This is a genomic window from Murdochiella massiliensis, from assembly GCF_900059565.1.
Taxonomy (GTDB): Bacteria; Bacillota; Clostridia; order Tissierellales; family Peptoniphilaceae; genus Murdochiella; species Murdochiella massiliensis.
The window spans coordinates 874496-895769 of the sequence record NZ_FIZW01000002.1; the positions used below are offsets into that span (position 1 = coordinate 874496).

Here is a 21274-nt window from a genome sequence, read left to right on the forward strand (position 1 = left end):
AAACGCTAAGCCAGATGTAGAAACACCCTTTACGCGAGCTATTTCTTAAGAAAATCGCTCTCCTCGATCGTCTTGAGAAGATAGGAAAGGTCATCGTAGCGAGAATCGTCGGAGGAGGAGCCCATACTTACGATCAAAAACTCTTTTTCCCCTGTGCGGTAAAGGACAACAAGGTTGTAGTCGCCTGCCAAAGACCCCGTTTTAATTCCTTCCACTTTTTCGTTGTAATAGGGATCATTCGGGTCGAGGAATCGGTTCGTATTTTTCCAGGATTTTGTCGTTCCATCTGCCAATGTCGCCACATACGTGGACTGCGAAATGATTTCACGAAACCAAGATTCCTCTAACAAAGTCTCACAAACGTGTTGCAGATCGACGGCGGTCGTACTCCCCTCAAAATCATAACCGCTGGGATCAAACAGACAGGTGTCCTTCCAACCTTTTTGTTGCAAATGCGCGCGCAAATCGTCCAGAAACAGACGAATCCGTTCGTCACTGTTTGTTGCGTCCGGATGCCGGACTCCGCCAATATAATCCGCCACAACATACGCCGCGTCATTTCCCGACGGAACGAGCATAGCGGCAAAAAGATCCCGCAAAGTATAGGTTTCTCCGGCTTGCAGGTATGCCAAGGAAGAACCTTCTTTAACGTGAAGCAAGGACTCCTCTTCGACGGTGATCAGCGTGTCCGGCGATGCAATTGTACGTGCATACTCAATCGTAAATAACTTAGCAAGGCTTGCCGGACTTTGTTTCTCCGTTTTCTGCTTTTCTACAAAAACGGAATTGTTGCTTCGATCAACCAAGATCATCGCTTTCGCGTTATATCCGTTTTTCGCACCTGCGCTTTGTCGATAACGCCAAGCGGAAAATTCATCTTTCCAATCGCGAAAATGCTCCGGCTGCACCGCGTAAAATAAAAAACCGCTGACGGCAAACAGAAAAACGAAAAGAAAAACAAATCGTGTTCTGCGCCGGGAATGCCGTTTTTTTCGGCTCCCACTCTCTCTCATCCCTATTCCCCTTTCTGTCGACCGATGGTATTCGTTTAATCTCTGTGCTGCCCCTAAGCCCTTGACGTTGGACTAATCACCTGCAATGGCGAGAGCATGATCGATGCGGAAATCCAATCCATCTCTAAGGCCGTGGCATTAAGACCTTGGCATTAAGGCCTTGGCGTTGAGCAAAACACTCCACCGCTGTTTAGCCTGTACCACCAACCAAATTGCTTACGTCTCATTTTACCAAGGCCGATTTTGCGAAAATTCATGAAATCGAAAAAAAGTTTTAAGATTTCGCTCTGCCTTGGCCGACGATTTTTCGCAAATGGGTAAAGGAAAGTCAAGGTCAAGGCAGGACTGGGCGTAGCCGCCACATGACGGTTCCAGACACATGCCCGACTGTGCCACCATGACCGTTCCAAGTACACATGACCGACTGTGTCTCCGATGACCATCCTTGACACATGACGGTCCAATTGCCGGCCAATCGGGATAATCGGAGAAGAAGGCCTTGAAAACGTGCATTTTCCGCCATTCTAATTCCGACGAATTTCATCGGAATTAGTTGCATACACCGAATAATTGGATTAGAATGTAGGGGAAGTGCAACAGATTCAAATGTTGTCAAGCGTGCGGCGAAACGATGGGAACGTGAAAACGTTTTGTTCGCGCGCAGGAGTAGGCAAAAAGGAGGAAGTATGGGATATCAGCTGACACAGGAACACGAAGCGCTCCGTAAGATCGTTCGTGATTTTGCGGAAAAGGAAATCAAGCCGATTGCTTTCCGACTGGATCAGGGTGAGGAATTTCCGGAAGAAGTCGTCCAGCACATGGGCGAAATGGGATTGATGGGCATTCCGTACGAAAAAGAGTATGGTGGCCAGGGATTGGATGCGACCAGCTATGCAATTACCGTAGAAGAGCTGTCCCGCGTGGACGGTGGTGTCGGCGTCATCTGCTCGGCACATACTTCCCTCGGTTCATGGCCGATCTGGGCATTCGGTACCGAAGAACAGAAACAAAAATACTTAGTTCCTCTGGCAAAAGGCGAGAAAATCGGCGCATTCGGTCTGACCGAAGAGCATGCCGGCTCGGATGCCAGCGGAACACAGACGACGGCTGTCTTGGAGGGAGATCACTACGTATTGAACGGTGGCAAGATCTTCATTACGAACGGCTATCGTGCGGATACTTACGTTGTCTTTGCGGTTACCAGCCCGGAAAAAGGCAACCACGGCATCAGCGCCTTCATTGTTGAAAAAGACTTCGAAGGCTTTACCTTCCCGACACAGTATGACAAACTCGGCATTCGCTCCTCGGTAACCTCCGAGCTCAGCTTCAAGAACGTCATCGTTCCGAAAGAGAACCTGCTCGGAAAAGAAGGCGAAGGCTTCAAGATTGCGATGGCAACGCTGGATGGCGGGCGTATCGGTATCGCCTCTCAGGCGCTGGGTATTGCGCAAGGCGCATTCGAAGCAACCGTCAACTATACGCGTGAGCGCATCCAGTTTGGGCAACCGATCGCGGCAAACCAAGGCGTCAGCTTCAAGATTGCCGATATGGCCACGCGTATCGAGGCTTCCCGTCACCTGATCTATCAGGCGGCCGAGCTCAAGACCAAACACGAAAAATACACCAAAGAAGCGGCGATGGCGAAAATGTTCGCTTCGGATACGGCGATGTGGGTCACCACGGAAGCGATCCAGCTGCACGGCGGCAACGGTTTCATCAAGGGCTTCGATGTAGAACGTATGTTCCGCGATGCCAAGATTACGCAAATCTATGAAGGCACCAACGAAATCATGCGTGTCGTCATTGCCGGCCAAATCATCGGCCGCATCGGACGCAAGAAGAAAGCCGCGATGGTAGCGGATACCGGCAAAGCCGGCGCCGTCACCGGACCGCGCAAGAACATCATGTTTGAAGGCACGCCGGAAGAGCAGGTAAAACAGCTCGTTGAAGCACTCAAGAAAGACGGCTATGCCTTTGATACAACCGTCGATGTCTATGCTCCGGTGGATGAGGTCGAACGCCTCGTTTCCGTTGGCCAAGGCATTGGCGACAAAGAAAACTTGGCCGTTGCCGAAGAATTGGCTGCTGCGGTCGGCGGTGCCATTTCGAGCTCCCGTCCGGTAGCCGAAACGCTTGGCTATCTGCCGATTGAACGCTACGTCGGTATGTCCGGACAGAAATTTAAGGGCAACCTCTACTTTGCCATGGGCATTTCCGGTGCCGGCCAGCATCTGCGTGGCATCAAGGAAGCGGCAACCATCGTGGCGGTTAACACCGATGCGAGCGCGCCGATCTTTGCGAATGCCGACTACGGCATTGTGGGTGACATCATGGAAATCATGCCGCTGTTGACAGAAGCGCTGGAGCAGGGTCAGGAACGTCATCCGGCCGAAACCTTCGAGAAGAAAAAGCGCAACGTCCCGCAGGATCCGCGTACGAAATCCGGTATCTATGTCTGCAACGGTTGCGGTCATGAATATGATCCGGCCAAGGGCGATCCGGACAGCGGTATCGCTCCGGGAACGCCGTTTGATCAGCTTCCGGACACCTATCTGTGCCCGAAGTGCGGTGACCCGAAGAGCGGCTACATCTCGATTGAAGATTAGTCGATCCCGATAACAAACTGCACCGATCAAGAACGCACAAAAAGAAAGGTTAAGGAGGATTTGCATGGCAAATGTTCGTGAAGTCGTAAAAGATTTGTATTGGATCGGGGTCAACGATCACCGTACCGATATTTTTGAGAGAATTCATCCCATTCCGGAAGGCGTAAGCTACAACTCCTACGTCCTTTTGGATGAGAAAACGGTCCTGTTTGATACGGTCGACTTTGAGTTTGCACCGTATTTCCTGGACAATCTGGCCTATGTTCTGGGCGATCGTCCGTTGGACTACATCATCATCAACCACTGGGAACCGGATCATGCCTCGACGTTCCAGGAAGTCATCCTGCGTCACCCGGAGGCCACCGTTATTTCGACGGAAAAAGGCTTCTACTTCATGTCCCAGTTCAACTATCACTGCGATAAGCGCATCACGGTAGGCACCGGCGACACCTTCAGCTCCGGCGAACACAACTTCGCATTCGTACAAATGCCGATGGTTCACTGGCCGGAACCGATGGCAACGCTGGATACCACCAACGGCGTGCTCTTCAGTGCCGATGCGTTCGGCTCGTTCAAGGCGATTGACGGCAAACTCTTCGATGACGAAGTGAATTGGGATCGTGATTTCCTTGAGCCGGGACGTCGTTATCTGACAAACATTGTCGGCAAGTATGGCGCCTACGTTCAGGCTGTCCTGAAGGTGGCGGCAACACTTCCGATTAAGGTTATCTGCCCGCTGCACGGTGTCATTTGGAGAAAGAACCTGGGCTACATCATCGACAAGTACGACAAATGGTCCAGCTACACGCCGGAAGATAATGGTGTCATGATTGCCTACGGCTCCATGTACGGCAACACCGAGCAAGTCGCACAGAAGCTTGCTTCGGAAGTCGTCCAGCGCGGCATCACCGATGTCACGGTCTGGGATGTGTCCAACACGCATATGTCCTATCTCATTTCGGAAGCCTTCCGTGTCGGCCATATCATTCTGGCCTGCCCGACCTACAACCTGGGCGTCTATCCTCCGATGAAGAATTTCCTGAACGACATGGTCGCCCTCAATATGCAGAAGCGCACCGTCGGCATCATCGAGAACGGCACCTGGGCACCGACCTCGGGTGAAGAGATGAAGAAGATTTTGGATCAGATGTTCGAAATCTACTATCTCGATTCTGAAGTTTCGTTCATGTCCTCCCCGGATGAGAACACCGACAAAGAGCTTGCTGCTTTGGCCGATGCCATTGTCGCTTCGGTTAAGAAGCAGGAAAAGTAATACAACGTCGAAGAAAGTTAACCGGCAGCGCCGCCCGTCTTACGGGCGGCGCTGCCGGTTTTCTATGTCTAAATCTATGCCACGGCCAGATTGGTGGTGTTGTCGGGCTGCTGCCGGATTGATGGCGGAGGCGGGCGATAGCCTGCGGTGTCTGGAAGAAAGGCACGGCAGGCAATTTCATTTGGAGAATGTTACCGGCCTGTGGCCGGATGAAGGCAACGTTCATGTCCTCAGCTTCGCCAGATGGTGCCGACCCTGGCTGTGGAAGGTTTCGTCTCTTTGCTAGGTTCAAGCAAAGAGGGCTTGCCCTGGCTAGTGAGATGATTACCTTGTAGCCAGGGCTCGGCGGACGTCAAGAAACCCTGGCTACGGCACTTCGTTTGTTCCAGCCAGGGTTCGAAACAGCGTACTTGACCCTGGCCGGCGTGCATCATTCCTTGTAGCCAGGGCTCGGCGGACGTCAAGCAGCCCTGGCTACGGCACTTCGTTTGTTCCAGCCAGGGCTCGAAACAGCATGCTTGACCCTGGCTAACACGCATCATTCTTCGCAGCCAGGGTTTGGTGAACGTCAAGCAGCCCTGGCTACGACTCTTCGTTTGCTCCAGCCAGGGACGCGCATAGTTTGTGAATCAAAATCGCGCCGCCAACGCCATTCCCAGCGGCGCTCCTCCTTCCAACCGCGCCGCCAGCGCCATTCCCGACTGCGCTCCATCTTCAACCGCCCTGCCAGCAGCATTCCCGGCTGCGCTCCGCCTTACGTCGCATCTTCGACGAGTCGGAAATTAGACAACCACATTGGCCTCACCAAGGATAAACTGGCGACGCAAGGTGGGGTACTCGTTGAGGTGCGCATTCTCTCTGACAAATACTTCTTTCCTTGTCCTCACGTGGCTGAAAATGGGCTATAATATGAGGTGTACATTAGAATTTCTGTATATTTTTAAGGAGGAATTAGAATGAATCGCAAAAGTACCCCCCCTCCCATGTATAATAAACGGAATCTTATACATGGATTGCTCTGCGCGTTTTTCGCGTTATTTCTGATTGGTCTTTTTCCGCAACAAGCAAAAGCGGAAGATCCGCCCATTACGATTTCTTCGTTTGAAGACTTAAAACCGTATTTGACGACAGGCGAGTATGCTGCCGATTTTACCAATCCAAAGCCCAAAGCGCTGCTCCTGAAAGCCGGCAAGTACGAGTTGCAAAACGATATTTCCATTGATGTATCGGATGCCTATTTTGCCGATAAGCAGGACGAAATTGCGCATGGCTTGCTGTCGTTTGACGACAAGCAAGGCGAATTCTCCATTAATGGGAATAACCATAAGATCTCATTTACCGGCACAAAGCAGGTTCCGTTGTTCCAGGGGATTCGCGCACACGCATTTACGTTGGAAAATCTTCAGGTGGAGTACGCGGGAAGCCTTAAAGGCTATGGTCTGGTCGGCGAAGCGGTTTTATTTGCAGAGTTCCCAACGGATGCGAACGGGTTTGATATCCATAGCGCCCTGATAAGAAACATCAAGGTGAAGGTCAATGGAAATATTGAATCCGATGAGGTGTGGGGAACCATCTATAGCGACAACCATTTTGTGAATCAATTTCGTGAGGGGCAAATTGCCGCCGGCCTTTCGTGGTATCTGGAAAAAACGACTTTGGAAGACATTGATTTGGAGGTAACCGGCAATATCGGGTCGGATACGCTGCCCAAAGAAGTCGATTGGAAATCCGGCGCTGCCGGTCTGACATTCCATTGGGGCAAGAAGATGCCGACGCCGGGCACACCGTCAGACGATGCGATTCATAAACAACAGGATACAAGCAAACTGAAGCAGGCAGGATATATAGAGAATGTCAACATCCACGTGGGCGGAAATATTCAAGCCACCGGATATTCGCACGGCTATGCCTGGGGTGTTTCGAATGACTTGGGTGAAGCTTGGGTGGAGAACCTGCATCTCAAGGTAGATGGGGATATCGTGACCAAGCTGAATGCCGGCAATCCAAATCCGGCGTTTGCGGGGGCTCCCGCAGCGAGTGGAATCAGCGATGAAATCGGCGTGTTCATGAATTCTTCCCTTGAAGTCAATAACATTCGTGTAGAAGCCGATCCCGCTATGCCACAAACGGATCGGTTTGCAACGATGTATGTATGTGCGTCTACGAACAGCAAAGGCTGGTATGAAAATCTATCGAATTGCCAATTTACGGTCAAAGGCAAGATGAGTATGAATACGCCATTTAAGAATACCATGGGGCTTGGCTTTGGGAATGGATGGAGCAGCAATGGAGAAGACGGCGTCGATTTTCTGCAGGTTCTGGAAAAGAATACGATTTCCGTGGGTGGCGTCGAAATCAAGAATGACAAGAGTACGCAGGTTGCCTTTGTCGGTCTTGCGCAAAAAGCCTATGCCGGAAACGAAACGCACGCGGATAGACCGACACTTCCCGAAGTAAGTGCAAAAGAAAACACCCTTACCGTCGGGGATGTGAACATCAATGCGCCAAACGCCTATACGATGCTCTATCCCTTTATGATGGAAGCCACGAACGCCAAAGACAACACCGTGACATACGGCAATATTACGGCAAATGCCGATTATGTGAAGTTTTCCGGTCTTGGCGAATTGCGTGCGACGAATCCGAAGAACACGCCCCACGCTTGTGTAACCAAAGGAAATCGTCTGACATTTGGCGATATCCAGCTCACCGGAAAGAAGATTGGCAGTGTCTCCTTAATGGCGGGAACGCAGGAAGCGGATCAGCCGATGGAAGACTGTGTGGTGAAGGCAAAGTCACTTGACGTAAAAATGACCGATGCGACGGCAGCGAAAGGCACGCCGTTGATCGCCGGTATTGCCGCTTATCAGCAAGGGACGATTACCAATTGCCGTGCGTATGTCGGCAATGTTTCTATAGCCAATGCGTCGAAAACAACACTGTATGTGGGCATGGGAGTCGCATTCGGTAAAAATGGCGAGCTGAAGAATTCTTCCGTCTTTATCGATAAAGATTTCCTCGTTGAGACAGGTGAAGATAAGTATGCCGGCGGATTCTTCGGTCGCGCGATCGGCATGAAGATTGACAACTGTGACTATCAAATTAATGGGAAAAATACTGTTGCACAAAACAACAAAGGCGTGTTCGGCGGATTTATGGCATACAATACAAATTCCACGATTACCAACACGAGAAGTTTGTTGCTTAACGACTGGGGCGTATTTGTAGGCTTTTCCAACGGTGGAACCCTGGATGGCATAGCGCACTACGTGAATCAGCCCAATCCGATGTATTGGTCTGCTTTGTTAGGAGCGCATAAGGTGAACCAGCCGACCATTAAAAATTCCACGCTACTGGTCGATAAAGAAAACGCCGATAACGAGCTGTATCGTACCGCGAATGTTTCTGCGGGAAGCGGAAATAACTTTGTCACGGTCGTCGGCAAGAAAGACGGCGAGTTGCACACCAACCGTAAAGTGTTTACCACGGCGGAAAAGGAAATTCAGGTCAAGGATAAGATGGTGAGCGTCGTGGCAAAGACCGACGCTTCGGAGGGCACCGGTTTTATCGCCAAGCGCGATTTCCAGGATACGTATTGGAATGAGGAAATTGGCGAATATGCCATCGGCGATGCCGAAAAGAATTTCGCCTATCTTCTTGCTACGACTTTTGGGAATGTTATGGCGGTCGGAAACGACGCTGACGTTATTCAGAATGGCATGAACCAGGTGTCGTTAGCAGACTATATTCACCGTCATGCTGGCGTAAAGACACAGGCAGGGGCATACATTGACCTTTTGGGGCTTAAAGGGGATGAATGGACGCCGGATCCCATCACACTCGGTGGCGAAAATGCGCTGAAAGTGACGAAGAAAGTCGAGGGGCATGACAGCGAAGCGGACTATAGTTTCACGCTTACGCCGTCGACGAATAATCCGGAAGGAACGACTTTGCAGGCGATGACGGCGACGACGCAGGGCATGATTGCCAAGGATGCGCAACAAGAAGTGCCTTTTGCGGACATTGAATTCACGAAGGCAGGCACATTCACCTTTAGCGTCAAAGAAACGGGAACAGCCCCTGCAAATTGGACGTACGATCAAGCGGAAAAAACCATTACCGTTACCGTAACACAGAATGCGCAGGGCAAGCTGGAAGCCTCAGTAGAAGGGAATAATCCGACCATTGTAAACAGCTACCAGGAGAATCCGAATCCGCCTCAGCCGGATACGCCCAAGCCGGTAACATTGGACGGCGATCAGGCGCTTGCGGTCACCAAAATGGTAAAGGGCAAGAATGCTTCGGAAAAATTCTCCTTTGTGCTGACCGCCGAGGCTTCGAATCCGGAAGGCTGCGATTTGGTTGCCTCAAAAACGGTAGCAACGAACGGAACCATTAACGATGGGGAAAAGCAAGAGCTTCGCTTTGACGCAATTACCTTTACGAAAGAAGGAACGTTCCGCTTTACGCTGCGAGAAAACAAAGGACACGCTTCCGGCTGGACCTACGACACCAAAGCGTATACCATTACAGTGGTCGTCACAAATGACGGACAGGGTAATCTTGTCGCCAAGGCGCAGGACAATAATCCGGTGATTACGAATACGTACAAGAAACCGACACCGCCGGTAGGACCGGGCAAACCCGATCTGCCCAATCCGGATCCGGATAAACCGAATCCGCCTGAACCGGACACGCCGAATCCGGATAAACCAAATCCCGATAAGCCGAATCCGGATAAGCCGAACCCCGATAAACCGAATCCGAACAAGCCCGGCGATTCGAGTGAACCATCGAAGCCGAATAAACCGGCTTCGCCAACCCCGACTCATCCCTCTAAAGGAATAGCGCCGAAGTCGGGCGACGTCGGCATTCTCGGCGCAGCAGCGATGTCCGGTATATGTGCCTTGGCTTTTGTTCTTAACAAGAAAAAAAATAATAAGTAATAGAGAGGGTTGTTGAAGAAGCAGCCCCTATAGAGAGGATACCGGTGTAATAGCCGGATCCTCTCTTTTTTTTGTTTTTCTGCATCCGGTTAAAGTCGGATAAGGTGCCGACTTTTAATTTCATGTTGGATGTCATACCGGCCTGGGGCCGAGTGATAGTACCGGCATCTTCTGGTACTGTCCATGTCCTCAGCATCGAGAAGGTTACGCCGGCCTGCGGCCGGCTGATGGTGTCGGCATCATCTGGTACTGTCCATGTCCTCAGCATTGCCAAGGTGACGCCGGCCATGGCCGGCTGATAGTACCGGCCTGCGGCCGGCGATTCCATTTTATTCCGACCATTTTAGTCGTTTGGCGATAATTTGCCGTACCGATTCGTAGTTCAAATATACCTTGCCGGATTCAAAAGAAGCCAACAACCGATCGCCTAAATGAATGCCGTTTATTTCATATTGTTTGATTTTTTCCAGCGTGCGGTTCGCATAATCCGGATCATCCATCCGTCCGAAATGTTCCCAATAAATCTCTTCCATGGTCATCGGATCCAAAAACGTAAAGTCGGGATAAATTGGGCGATCTTTCTGAATAAATAGAGGGCATTCATATTTGTACGGAATACCGGCATCATAAAACATATCTGCCAATATCTTTTCCGTCTTAGAGCGGACAACTTCGCCGCGCTTTGTTTTCATCTCTATAGAAGCTTTCGGTATCGGATTCGGCGAAAAGGGCTGCTTAATCCACCGGGCAAGGATTTGCTTTTTCGTGGGTTGAAGAGGAGAAAATAGATCTTTTCGTGCCTCATGCAGGTTGTCATAAAGCCGATCGATTTCATCCTCGCGAAAGACTTGATTCAGTTGATGAAGCAGCGGAATATGCTCGGCAAGCAGGTGTTCCAACTTTTTATAATACGCTTTGCCGGCAAGGTTTTTGGCGAGGGAGATGTCGGCGAGACGAATATATTTTCGTGTCAACTTTCCTCTTTTCTCATCGTGATAGCAGTGATAATAATAAGGGCGATGATGTTTCAAACGGATTTCAAGCCAACCTTGGTTTTTCGGCTGCTGGAATTTCCTAAGACTTCTCTGAAGGAAGCGGTATTTTCTTTCTAAGATTATCAATTGCTCGCTCAGACCAATCATGTTCACTCCTTTTTCTACGGATGCTTCCTTCATGCACAGCGTACACCCCGTGCCAATTAGAGTATAAAGGATTTGGTTCAAAAATTCGGTTCCTTTCCGTCTCAATTTGTGTTCTTCATGTTTCCATTTAAAGCATGCAAATCAAGTCATGCAAAAATGGTACGATCGGGTGTAGAGTGTGTAGAGTGGTTTTGCCATTCTCGACAAAAACGCTCTACAGGTTTGCGCATGGCGGTAGTGGGCTTCCCTCGTTTTTGGCAAAAACCCTCTACTCTTGCGCCTGTGACGGTAGTGGGTTTTCCTCATGTTCAGCAAAAACCCTCTACCGGTTTGCGCATGACGGTAGTGGGTTTCCCTCGTTTTTGGCAACTCCACTCCATAAATATCAATAAAGGCCAATCCATGATCGTCAGTTTAAACTATCTCCTGCTTTAGCGGTTCTAAAAGGAGCCGGCCTACGGCCAGCGGATTGAAAGCGCCGCCGAAGGCGGCTCCACTTCGATAACGGCGCCGCCAACAGCATTCCCGGCGGCGCTCCATTTCGTCGACCCTGACTGGACAAAGATCCGCTTCTTGGCTAGGCTGGAGCAACGTGCATAACCCTGGCTGGCACACATTGCTCTCCGCGGCCAGGGCTATGCGGATGTCAAAAAGCCCTGGCTACAACAGTTCGTTTGTTCCAGCCAGGGGCGGAAGAGATCAAGTAGACCCTGGCTGATAAGCTTCTTTCCTACTAGCCAGGGTTTTGACGAAAAATTTGACCCTGGCAAAGGCACTACATCTTATCCAGCCAGGATCGCAGAGTTTATGAACCAAACGCGCGCTGCCAACGGCATTGCCAGCGGCGCTCCGCCTTTAACTGCGCCGCCAACAGCGTTTCCAGCGGCGCTCCGCTTACATCCCTTGCCCATAAGGACGCACCACGCAGCAGATCTCGCCCTCTTCACCACACAACCCCCGCGCCATGCAGCACGCCTTCCCCGCACTCCCACGCGCCGGCATCCGTTCGCGCACCGCATCTTCGGCGAGCCGGAAATATGCCATCTACAAGCACCCCGCCGAGGCGAAGCCGGCGGCGCGCGAACGGATGCCGGCGCAATTCCCCACTTTTCCATAATATAAATTTGTGCTATACTATTCTCGTAACAGAAATGAGCAACATCCTGTGGGTGCCGCTAAGCGGTAGTTTTTATCTGAACACCTGGCTGTGAGCGGGTTCATGCGTTGTCTGATGTGGCACGATGAATCATTAAACGGCGAGGGAGACAGAGTTCTTACAAGAAAGAATTTCAAACAACAGCATCAACCACCACACGATTGTACAGCACGGAGTCTTCTCACGGCCAAGGCAATCTTTTTTTGGTTCGGAAGACACCGTGTCCGCGAATGCGAGGTGTCTTTATGAAATTCTTGTCGAAAAAGTCATGGAGAAATCAGCCCATGCAGCTGCTACGTCGTTTTGCGACGTGGATGAACTTATCCGTTTCGGATCTTTTTTTAATGGTTCTGGGCAATCTGACTATGGCTTTTGCCCTCTATAACATCCATATACCGTCCCGAATTACCGAAGGCGGTGTTCTTGGTGGCGTTGTCCTGTTGAATAAGGCTTTCGGGCTGGATCCGGCCATTTTGAGCGTTGTCTTGGACTTTACCCTTTATGGGCTGGGCATTCTTCTTTTGGAACGCGGATTTTTGAAAAAGGCTGTGTTTTCCACACTTTCCTATGCCGCTTCCTTGAAGATTTTTTCCGCGATCGGTCCGGTTTTACCGTCCCTTGAAAATGCGCCTTATCTGGCGGCCATCGTCGGTGGATTGCTTCTTGGCGCAGGATGCGGTCTTGTTGTTACCCGAGGCGGCGCTGCCGGTGGAGACGACTGCCTTGCCTTGATCCTCAAAAAGCGCACATCACTATCGTTAAGCGGAGCGTACTTCATCAGCGACGCGGTAGTCCTTGGCCTATCCTTCTTCGTCTACCTGCCGGCACAAAACCTGCTGTGGTCCTTTCTTACGACCCTCATCTCGTCATTTGTGGTCGGACAATTTGAGCTGCGTCTGCCGAAACCGGAAGCTCTTGCCCTGCCCATGAAGCAGCGAACTGATGCGTCCAACGCGCGCGCCTGAACAAACTAAGAAACCGCGACGTTTTCGGTTTTCTCCATGTTTCCCTTCCGTTATAATGATCTTAAAAAAACGGATATAATGATCTTAAAAATGCGGAAAAGGAGGTTGCCGTGAAACGTCGCTTTTTTGTTGTGTTGCTGCTTCTATTTCTGCTGTGTCCTTCCCTATCCCACGCCGATATGGGGCCTAAGCCCTACGTCTCGGTGCATATTACCGGATCGGACAAGCGCTACTACGCAACCTTGTTATCTTCCTCTGCAGAATATGGTCCATGGAGAGCGAATAAGGTCTGGACCACCGATGCGCCGGATTCCATTCAGCAAAAATTCCAGCAGTTTTCACTTCCCGAAGACTATTATTTTTTAGGCTATGTAGCGGAAGCGGCCCCTCGCGATTTTCGTTGGGGCTACTATCCGCCGGAAACTTTTCGCATCCTCCTTTATGACGAGAAAGCGGATCATTTTTTGCTGAGTGCGCCGCTCACGCGCCACGCTTTACAAAATGAGTATACCGTCACCGTAAAAGAAGACCGCATCACCGACATTCGTTTCCGCTATGACTATCTGGCGGATGTTCCGAAGCTTCTGGCGCTGATCGTCGGCACGATCCTGATTGAGCTCGCCGTCGCCTACCTGCTGGGAATCCGAAAGGCAACGTCACTCCGCTACATCGCGCTTGTGAATCTCGGCACGCAGGCGCTTCTCCATCTCGGCTTATGGTTCATCGGTTTCCGACTGGGGACAACCGGCATCATGCAGGTCATGCGTCCTGTCTTGTTGCTTCCCCTGGAAGCCCTTGTCCTCGGCATCGAAGCTTTTCTCTACCGCAGAAAACTGCCGAAAGAACAGCATCCCGTTCGCTATGCCGTAATTGCCAATCTGGTGAGTTACACGTTCAGCCTGCTGATCCCGTAACGCGATTCAGAATCGAAGAAACGGAACGAAAAAGGAGCCGTGTTTGAACTGCCCCCAATGTTAGACCAAAAAGCCTAACTTGAGGAGGCCAGTTTAGCTAATGGCTCCTTTTTAATGGATAAATTCTTTCCGCTTTTTCTACTTTTGTAGCGCCTCCATGGTGAAAACGACGCAAGAAATGGCAGCCTTCTCTAAGGCTTACCTCTCACCGTCGCAACGTGCGAAGCCGTGGTTTCTCCAACGTTACATCTCTTTGACCGCAGCAACCACGCGCGAAACAGCCTCTTCCACCGACACATCCTCGTTGGTCATTTCACGGCGAGTGGAGTATTCCACCATGCCATCGGCGGCGTTGCGGCCGACGGTGATGCGCAGCGGAATCCCGATGAGGTCACGATCATTGAATTTCACGCCCGGACGCTCGTCACGGTCGTCGAGAAGAACCTCGACACCTTCCTTTTCAAGGCGCTCGTAGAGCGCGTCGGCAAGCTGCATCTGGGCATCATCCTTGGTTTTCATCACGGTAATCATCACGTGATACGGAGCAGCGATGAGCGGCCAAATCATGCCCTTCTCATCGTGATTTTGTTCGATGATGGCCGAAACCACACGGGTTATGCCGATGCCGTAAGAGCCCATCACGAGCGGACGCGCGACGCCGTTTTCGTCCAATACCGTTGCGCCGAGGGCTTCGGAATATTTTGTTCCGAGCTGAAAGATGTTGCCCACTTCGATGCCGCGGGCAAACTGCAGCGGATTGCCATGAACGGGGTCGAGATCACCTTCGGCAACCATCCAGAGATCCTCCGCAATTTCACCGTCAAAATCACGGCCGAAATTGACATTTTTCAGGTGTGTATCCGCCTTATTCGCGCCGCAGACGAGGTTTGCACGCGTCGTGACGGCGGCATCTAAAATGGTGCGCACCGTATCGGGAAGACCGACCGGACCGGTAAAGCCTGCCGGGGCGCCCGTCACACGTTCGATGGTTTCATCGTCGAGCATCTCAATTTCATGCTCCGGTTTGTGCAAATAGGCGATGAGCTTGGACATATTGAGTTCACGCTCCGCCGGCATAAAGACGAACACGGGTTCGCCGCTAACGCGCAGACAAATGGCCTTGATCATCTTGTGCGCCGGGATGTGCAAAAAGTCTTCCAACTCCTCAATCGTATGGGCATTCGGTGTGTCAAGCGACTCGACCGGCAAGGGTTCTTCCGCCGGATACGTCGGCTTCTGCATAGACGCCTTTTCATCTGTCGCGGCATAGCCGCCTTCCGCATAGACGATGACGCCCTCACCGATTTCCGAAAGTGCAGTAAATTCATGCGACACACGGCCGCCCATGGCGCCGGAATCGCCCTGCACGACGCGGTAGTTGATGCCCAGACGATCAAAAACACGTACATAGGCATCCCACATCACTTGATAGGCGGCTTCCAGCCCTTCCTGATCAATATCAAAGGTGTAGGCATCCTTCATCAGAAACTCACAGGAACGGTTGATGCCGAAGCGCGGACGCTTCTCATCGCGGTATTTCCAGCCGATCTGATAGAGGTTGAGCGGCAACTGTTTATAGCTGCGCAATTCTTCTTTTACTAAGTCGGTAAAGTATTCTTCCGCCGTGGGGCCGAGAGCGAACTCCTTTTCGTGGCGATCCGTCAACTTGAACATTTCCGGGCCGAAGGTGTCCCAACGACCGGAGGCTTCCCAGATCTCTTTCGGCTGCAAGTTCGATACGCGAATTTCCTGGGCGCCCGCCCGATCCATCTCTTCGCGTACCACCTCTTCAATCTTGCGTACGACACGATAGCCAAGCGGCAAATACGTATAAATGCCGGAAGCGGCTTTGCGAATCATGCCGGCACGCAGAAGCAACTGATGGCTGGGGACTTCCGCATCCCCCGGCACTTCGCGCAGCGTCGGCATATAGAAGCGTTTCATTCTCATGTTATTCTCCCTTCGCTTCCTGCTGGGCATGCCAGTTCAGGTACGCGTCCACAAACGGATCGAGATCGCCGTCCATCACTTTTTCAATGTTGCCCGTCTCCTCACCGGTACGATGGTCCTTTACCATCGTATACGGTTGAAACACATAGGAACGAATCTGGGATCCCCACGCGATCTGTTTATAGGATCCTTGAATATCCTCGATCTTTTCGCGGTGTTCCTCTTCCTTAATCTGTACGAGCTTGGCGATGAGCATCTCCATCGCTTTGGCACGGTTCTGAATCTGGGAACGTTCATTTTGACACGTGACGACCACACCGGTCGGCAAATGCGTAATGCGGATGGCGGAATCGGTGGTGTTGACATGCTGACCGCCGGCTCCGGACGAACGATAGGTATCCACCTTGATGTCCTTGTCGTCGATCTGAATTTCGCCCGTGTCCTTCAGAACGGGATAGACGTCCACGCTCGCAAACGAGGTATGGCGGCGGCTTTGCGAATCAAACGGCGAGATACGCACCAAGCGATGTACCCCCTTTTCACCTTTGCAATAGCCATAGGCATCGTAGCCCTTAATCTCAAATTGCACTGACTTGATACCGCCCGTTTCTTCCGTATTGATGTCGGTTAGTGTCACCTTCCAGTCCTTGGTCTGGAACCAGCGCTCATACATACGCATAAGCATTCCGGCCCAGTCCATAGCTTCGGTACCCCCTGATCCGGCATGAATGGAAAGGTAGCAGTCGTTGGCATCGTAATCGCCGGAAAGCAGCGCTTTTTTGGAGAGCGCCTCCAGCTTTTTTTCCATCTGCGCCAACGCGTCGGTCAAATCGTCTTTTTCTTCCTGGTATTCGTCTTCACTAAAGAGTTCCACCAGTCCGTTCAGATCTTCATAGGCTGTCTCGATTTCCTGATAGGCATCGACGTTCGCCTTTTTGCCGTTAAGCTCCACCATCACGCTTTGCGCCGCATCGGAGTCATTCCAAAAATCGGTCTCTACTGTCTTTTGGCTTAACGCTTTGACGGATTCCTCTAAGCCGGCAATGTCAAAGAGAACTCCTTAACTCACTCAAATGCACCCGGACGGTTTCCAGATGCTGTCGCATTTCATACAGTTCCATGCTTCCTCCTTCGCTATGGCCACGTTGCCGAAATCGTTGCGTCCGGCAATGCCGCGGCCGGCTCGTTGCTACAACGTAGCGTAAAACGATTAAATACCGCACCAACGGCTCACACGCATTGATTCTATCGCGCCGGCAGCGGTTTTCTCTTTACCGGTCAAAACGACCGTGACAGTTCTTGTATTTCTTGCCGCTGCCGCATGGGCAGGGATCATTGCGTCCGATCTTCTTGTTCTTGCGCACGAAGGTGCGATTTTCAGGCTCGGCTTCGTCGCCTGCACCGATAGCACGCGTCGGGGTCGCCACCGCGGTACGGACCACCTCACGCTTCGGCGGTTCGATGTGATAGAGCACACGCACCGTCTCTTCGCGGATGGATTCGTTCATCGCGTTAAACATATCGTAGCCTTCATTGGCATAGGCACGCACCGGATCTTCGTTGCCCATGGCACGAATGCCGATGCCCTTGCGCAACTGATCCATCGCATCGATGTGATCCATCCACTTGGTATCCACCGCACGCAAAAGCACCATGCGCTCCACCTCACGCATGACAGAAGGCGTAATTTCCTCTTCTTTGCGGGCGTAGAGATCGTCGGCAATATGAATGAGCTGATCCTTGAGATCTTGCGGTTTCATGCCTTGGAGTTGGCCAACGGCCACCGCGCCCTTGGGCAGAAAAATGTTGTTCAGATAATTAAACAAGCCTTCCATTTCCCACTGTTCAGGCGGTATATCTACTCCACAGAAACTGTCAACGGCATCGGAAACCACACCGTGAATCATTTCGACAATTTCGTCGCGCATATCTTCGCCGTTCAGTACGCGGTTGCGCTCACCGTAGACGGTGTTGCGCTGCATGTTCATGATGTTGTCGTAATCCAACACCTGTTTACGAGTAGCAAAGTTGTTGGATTCCACCTTCTTCTGTGCTCGTTCGATGGATTTCGTCAGGATACCCGCCTGGAGGGGTTCATCCTCCGGGAAAGCTCCCGATTCCACGAATTTCTGCATCCGCTCACTGCCGAAGAGGCGCATGAGCTTATCTTCCAGTGAGATGAAGAATTGGGATGTTCCGGGATCGCCCTGTCGTCCGGATCGACCGCGCAGCTGGTTATCAATACGTCTTGCCTCGTGGCGCTCAGTACCCAGAATGAACAGTCCGCCGACGGCTTTCACCTTTTCCGCATTTTCTTTGGTTTCGATGGAAAATTCTTTCTTCAGGCGCTGGAACTTTTCCCGGGCATCCAGAATTTCGCGTCCGGTAATCCAGGCCTCTTCTTCACTCTCTTCGCCGGCACTATTCGCCGGGAAGGTTTCTTCGGGCTCGACATGACGGAAGCTGTCTGCCCATTCGATGAGCTCCGCACTGTCGCCGTCTTTTTCCATCTGTTTTTTCGCCATCCACTCGGCATTGCCGCCCAACACAATATCGGTACCACGACCGGCCATATTGGTCGCGATGGTCACTTCGCCGAAGCGACCAGCTTGCGCGACAATCTCCGCTTCGTGTCGATGCTGTTTGGCATTAAGAACATGATGTTTGATGCCGGCTTTCTTGAGCATCTTGGAGATCTTTTCGGACGTCTCGATATCGACGGTGCCGACCAGAATCGGTTGCCCCGTGGCATGAATTTCCTGAATCTCCCGCACGATGGCGCGGAATTTTTCCTCTTCATGGGCATAGATCGCGTCTTCGCGGTCAATGCGAGCAATGGGCTTGTTGGTTGGAATTTCAATCACATCGATGTGATAAATTTCGCTGAATTCATCCGCTTCGGTAAGACCGGTTCCGGTCATGCCGGCCAGCTTTTCATACATACGGAAGAAGTTCTGGAAGGTAACCGTCGCAAGCGTCTTCGACTCACTCTTGATGGTAACGCCTTCTTTGGCTTCAATCGCCTGATGAAGACCTTCACTATAACGACGTCCCTCCATAATACGACCGGTAAACTCGTCAACAATTTTGACCTCGTCGTTGTCGACCACATAGTCAATATCGCGGCGCATCGTGGTTCGCGCCTTCAGTGCCTGATTGATGTAGTGCATGAGCTCCATGTGACTCGGATCGGAGATGTTTTCTACATGGAAATAGGCTTCTGCTTTGCCGTTTCCTTGTTCGGTAAGGTTTGCCGTTTTGCGCTTTTCATCCACCACATAGTCGACCGTTTCCAGCTTATGCTCTTCCAAAAGTGAATCCAGCTTGTTGAGCTCTTCGTTCGGATCCAGCACACGTCCTTCCAATGTTTGCACGAACACATCTGCACGCGAATACATCTCAGTGGACGGATCGCCCATGCCAGAGATAATCAATGGCGTACGCGCCTCATCAATGAGGATGGAGTCGACTTCGTCGACGATGGCATAATGCAGTTTTCTTTGCACCACGCCGGATTTATAAATGGCCATGTTATCACGCAGATAGTCAAAACCAAACTGGTTATTGGTACCATAGGTGATGTCGGCATTGTACGCATGCTTACGTTCTTCCTGTTCCATGGGCTGCAAAACCACCCCCACGTTGAGACCCAGGAACTGATGTACTTTTCCCATCCATTCGGCGTCGCGCTGTGCCAGGTAGTCGTTAACGGTAACGATGTGCACGCCTTCACCCGCCAATGCATTCAGATACGCCGGCATCGTAGCCACCAACGTTTTTCCTTCACCGGTCTTCATCTCCGCGATGCGCCCCTGATGCAGAATGATTCCACCGATGATCTGAACGGGATACGGCTTCATCCCCAGCACTCGCCATGCCGCCTCCCGAACCGTGGCAAACGCCTCCGGCAGCAATGCATCGAGCGTCTCACCACCCTGATAGCGCTTCTTGTACTCCTCTGTTTTCGCCCGCAGCTCGCTGTCCGAGAGTTTTTCCATCTCCGGTTCCAGCGCCAGCACCGCGTCCACCTGAGGACGTATTTTATCAATTTCCTTTTCACTGAAGGATTTCGTTAAAAAATCAAATAAGCCCATATCTACTCCCTTGTACGTTGCATTACAACACTCCTATCATAGCATTTTAGCGCCCTCTCGTGTAAAGACTTTGGAGAAAAGCAAAATCATCCTGTGCGCGAGGTTCCGGCTTCTCCTCGTCAAGGCAAAACTGCCCCGTCCGCTCGCCGCTGGCTTCTCCTCGTCCCTGCGCTACGCTTCCTTTTTTCAGTCGGGGCTCGTCGAAGATGCGGCTCACGGACGGGCCGATTTTGCGAGGTGGCGGGCGAGGGGTTAGCCGGCCTTCGGCCGTATAGGGAGGAGGCTTTTAAGTGGACTGATCGGGAGGTCTAACCGCACTGCGCCGTGTGAATGGCTTGGTTTCGCTGTGAGACGGAGCAAAGTTTTACCGGCTTGAAATCATAAGAAGACTTGGAGAGCGAAGGGTAAAGGCGCCACTTATGTCCTATTGTGGCGTCAAGTGTGTAGTGATTGTTTATTTCTGCGGCGTACCTCCCGTCTTGACCCTGGCTGGTAAAAATTTGATCCCTCTATCAGGATCGGAAATGGGTACCCAGCCCTGGCTGGCGCACGTTATTCCTTGCAGCCAGGGCTCAAAATAGCTTACCCGCCCCTGGCTGCAGCTTTTCCTTTCAATCAGCCAGGGTCGCGCAGCGAAAAGTAGTCCTGGCTACGACTTTTCATGCCACCCAGCCAGGGTAAAATAGAACCCAATCGACCCTGGCTGACGCATATTTTTTCCATAGCCAGGGTCAGGCGAGCAAAAAGAAACCCTGGCTACCGCATTTCATTTCACCCGGCCAGGGTCCAAGAAGGAAAATCAACCCTGGCTGAGAAACTTTTTTTCACTTAGCCAGGATTTTGCGGTGAAATGAAGCCCTGGCTACCGCATTTCACCTCAGCCAGCCAGGGTCGTGCATATTTTATAGGCCAAACTTCGTTATCCGCAGCGAGTTAATAAGGTGCCGGCCTACGGCCGGCGGTTTGAAAACGCCGCCGAAGGCGGCTCCACTTCTTCAACCGCGCCGCCAATATCCTTTTTTTGCGGCGCACCGCTACCCAACCCTGGCTGCGAAAAATTACATCCCCTTGCCAGGGCCAGAATAAGGTGCTCAACCCTGGCTGGCGCATGTTATTCCTCGCAGCCAGGGCTGAAAATAGCTTACCTGCCCCTGGCTGGCGCATGTTTTTTTCCGTAGCCAGGGTCTGGCGAGTAAAATGAAACCCCGGCTACGG

Annotated in this window: 11 protein-coding genes; 5 read left to right on the forward strand and 6 right to left on the reverse strand. The window is 51.6% G+C overall.

Translation table 11 applies throughout. The features are described from left to right. Positions 1–38 precede the first annotated feature (38 nt). On the reverse strand, positions 39–1013 hold the full coding sequence (locus BN3910_RS05600; protein WP_066925149.1) for a D-alanyl-D-alanine carboxypeptidase family protein: 975 nt from the start codon (positions 1011–1013) through the stop codon (positions 39–41). Positions 1014–1699: 686 nt separating this feature from the next. Between BN3910_RS05600 and BN3910_RS07580 the strand changes: the two genes are divergently transcribed. The 3 genes from BN3910_RS07580 to BN3910_RS05620 all read left to right on the forward strand — a co-directional run bounded on the left by BN3910_RS07580 (position 1700) and on the right by BN3910_RS05620 (position 9838). Continuing rightward, positions 1700–3619, forward strand: coding sequence for an acyl-CoA dehydrogenase family protein (locus BN3910_RS07580; protein ID WP_075967998.1), 1920 nt, complete (start codon positions 1700–1702; stop codon positions 3617–3619). Positions 3620–3683: 64 nt separating this feature from the next. Beyond that, positions 3684–4892 carry an FprA family A-type flavoprotein gene (locus BN3910_RS05610; RefSeq protein ID WP_066925152.1) on the forward strand — a complete coding sequence of 403 codons (1209 nt, stop codon included), beginning with the start codon at positions 3684–3686 and terminating at the stop codon, positions 4890–4892. A gap of 956 nt (positions 4893–5848) precedes the next feature. Beyond that, on the forward strand, positions 5849–9838 hold the full coding sequence (locus BN3910_RS05620; protein ID WP_066925157.1) for a Spy0128 family protein: 3990 nt from the start codon (positions 5849–5851) through the stop codon (positions 9836–9838). Here BN3910_RS05620 and BN3910_RS05625 read toward each other — a convergent pair. Further along, on the reverse strand, positions 9813–10166 hold the full coding sequence (locus BN3910_RS05625) for a hypothetical protein (RefSeq protein ID WP_066925160.1): 354 nt from the start codon (positions 10164–10166) through the stop codon (positions 9813–9815). The two genes, BN3910_RS05620 and BN3910_RS05625, sit on opposite strands and share 26 nt — an antisense overlap. Position 10167: 1 nt before the next feature. Then, entirely contained in the window at positions 10168–10812 is a 645-nt protein-coding gene (locus tag BN3910_RS05630) for a hypothetical protein (RefSeq protein ID WP_148417337.1), read from the reverse strand. 1608 nt (positions 10813–12420) lie between these two features. Here BN3910_RS05630 and BN3910_RS05635 point away from each other — a divergent pair. Next, on the forward strand, positions 12421–13101 hold the full coding sequence (locus BN3910_RS05635) for a YitT family protein (protein WP_148417338.1): 681 nt from the start codon (positions 12421–12423) through the stop codon (positions 13099–13101). A 110-nt stretch (positions 13102–13211) separates the two neighbouring features. Beyond that, entirely contained in the window at positions 13212–14015 is an 804-nt protein-coding gene (locus tag BN3910_RS05640; RefSeq protein WP_066925166.1) for a hypothetical protein, read from the forward strand. Positions 14016–14258: 243 nt separating this feature from the next. Here BN3910_RS05640 and BN3910_RS05645 read toward each other — a convergent pair whose 3' ends face one another. The 3 genes from BN3910_RS05645 to secA all read right to left on the reverse strand — a co-directional run bounded on the left by BN3910_RS05645 (position 14259) and on the right by secA (position 20059). Next, positions 14259–15965 (reverse strand): proline--tRNA ligase, encoded by a 1707-nt coding sequence (locus tag BN3910_RS05645; RefSeq protein WP_066925168.1) that lies wholly within the window; start codon positions 15963–15965, stop codon positions 14259–14261. A 1-nt stretch (position 15966) separates the two neighbouring features. Continuing rightward, a protein-coding gene (gene prfB, locus BN3910_RS05650; RefSeq protein ID WP_148417339.1) for a peptide chain release factor 2 occupies positions 15967–17086 on the reverse strand; the annotation gives its coding sequence in 2 pieces (ribosomal slippage) (positions 15967–17013 and positions 17015–17086; 1119 coding nt in all). A gap of 150 nt (positions 17087–17236) precedes the next feature. Then, the gene (gene secA, locus BN3910_RS05655) at positions 17237–20059 is read right to left on the reverse strand and encodes a preprotein translocase subunit SecA (RefSeq protein WP_066925174.1); all 2823 of its coding nucleotides are present in this window, start codon (positions 20057–20059) and stop codon (positions 17237–17239) included. Positions 20060–21274 lie beyond the last annotated feature (1215 nt).

Coding starts and splice junctions, on each gene's coding strand:
- BN3910_RS05600 (WP_066925149.1), bottom strand. CDS start 1,013: ATGAGAGAGAGTGGGAGCCGAAAAAAACGGCATTCCCGGCGCAGAACA.
- BN3910_RS07580 (WP_075967998.1), top strand. CDS start 1,700: ATGGGATATCAGCTGACACAGGAACACGAAGCGCTCCGTAAGATCGTT.
- BN3910_RS05610 (WP_066925152.1), top strand. CDS start 3,684: ATGGCAAATGTTCGTGAAGTCGTAAAAGATTTGTATTGGATCGGGGTC.
- BN3910_RS05620 (WP_066925157.1), top strand. CDS start 5,849: ATGAATCGCAAAAGTACCCCCCCTCCCATGTATAATAAACGGAATCTT.
- BN3910_RS05625 (WP_066925160.1), bottom strand. CDS start 10,166: ATGGAATCGCCGGCCGCAGGCCGGTACTATCAGCCGGCCATGGCCGGC.
- BN3910_RS05635 (WP_148417338.1), top strand. CDS start 12,421: ATGCAGCTGCTACGTCGTTTTGCGACGTGGATGAACTTATCCGTTTCG.
- BN3910_RS05645 (WP_066925168.1), bottom strand. CDS start 15,965: ATGAGAATGAAACGCTTCTATATGCCGACGCTGCGCGAAGTGCCGGGG.
- secA (WP_066925174.1), bottom strand. CDS start 20,059: ATGGGCTTATTTGATTTTTTAACGAAATCCTTCAGTGAAAAGGAAATT.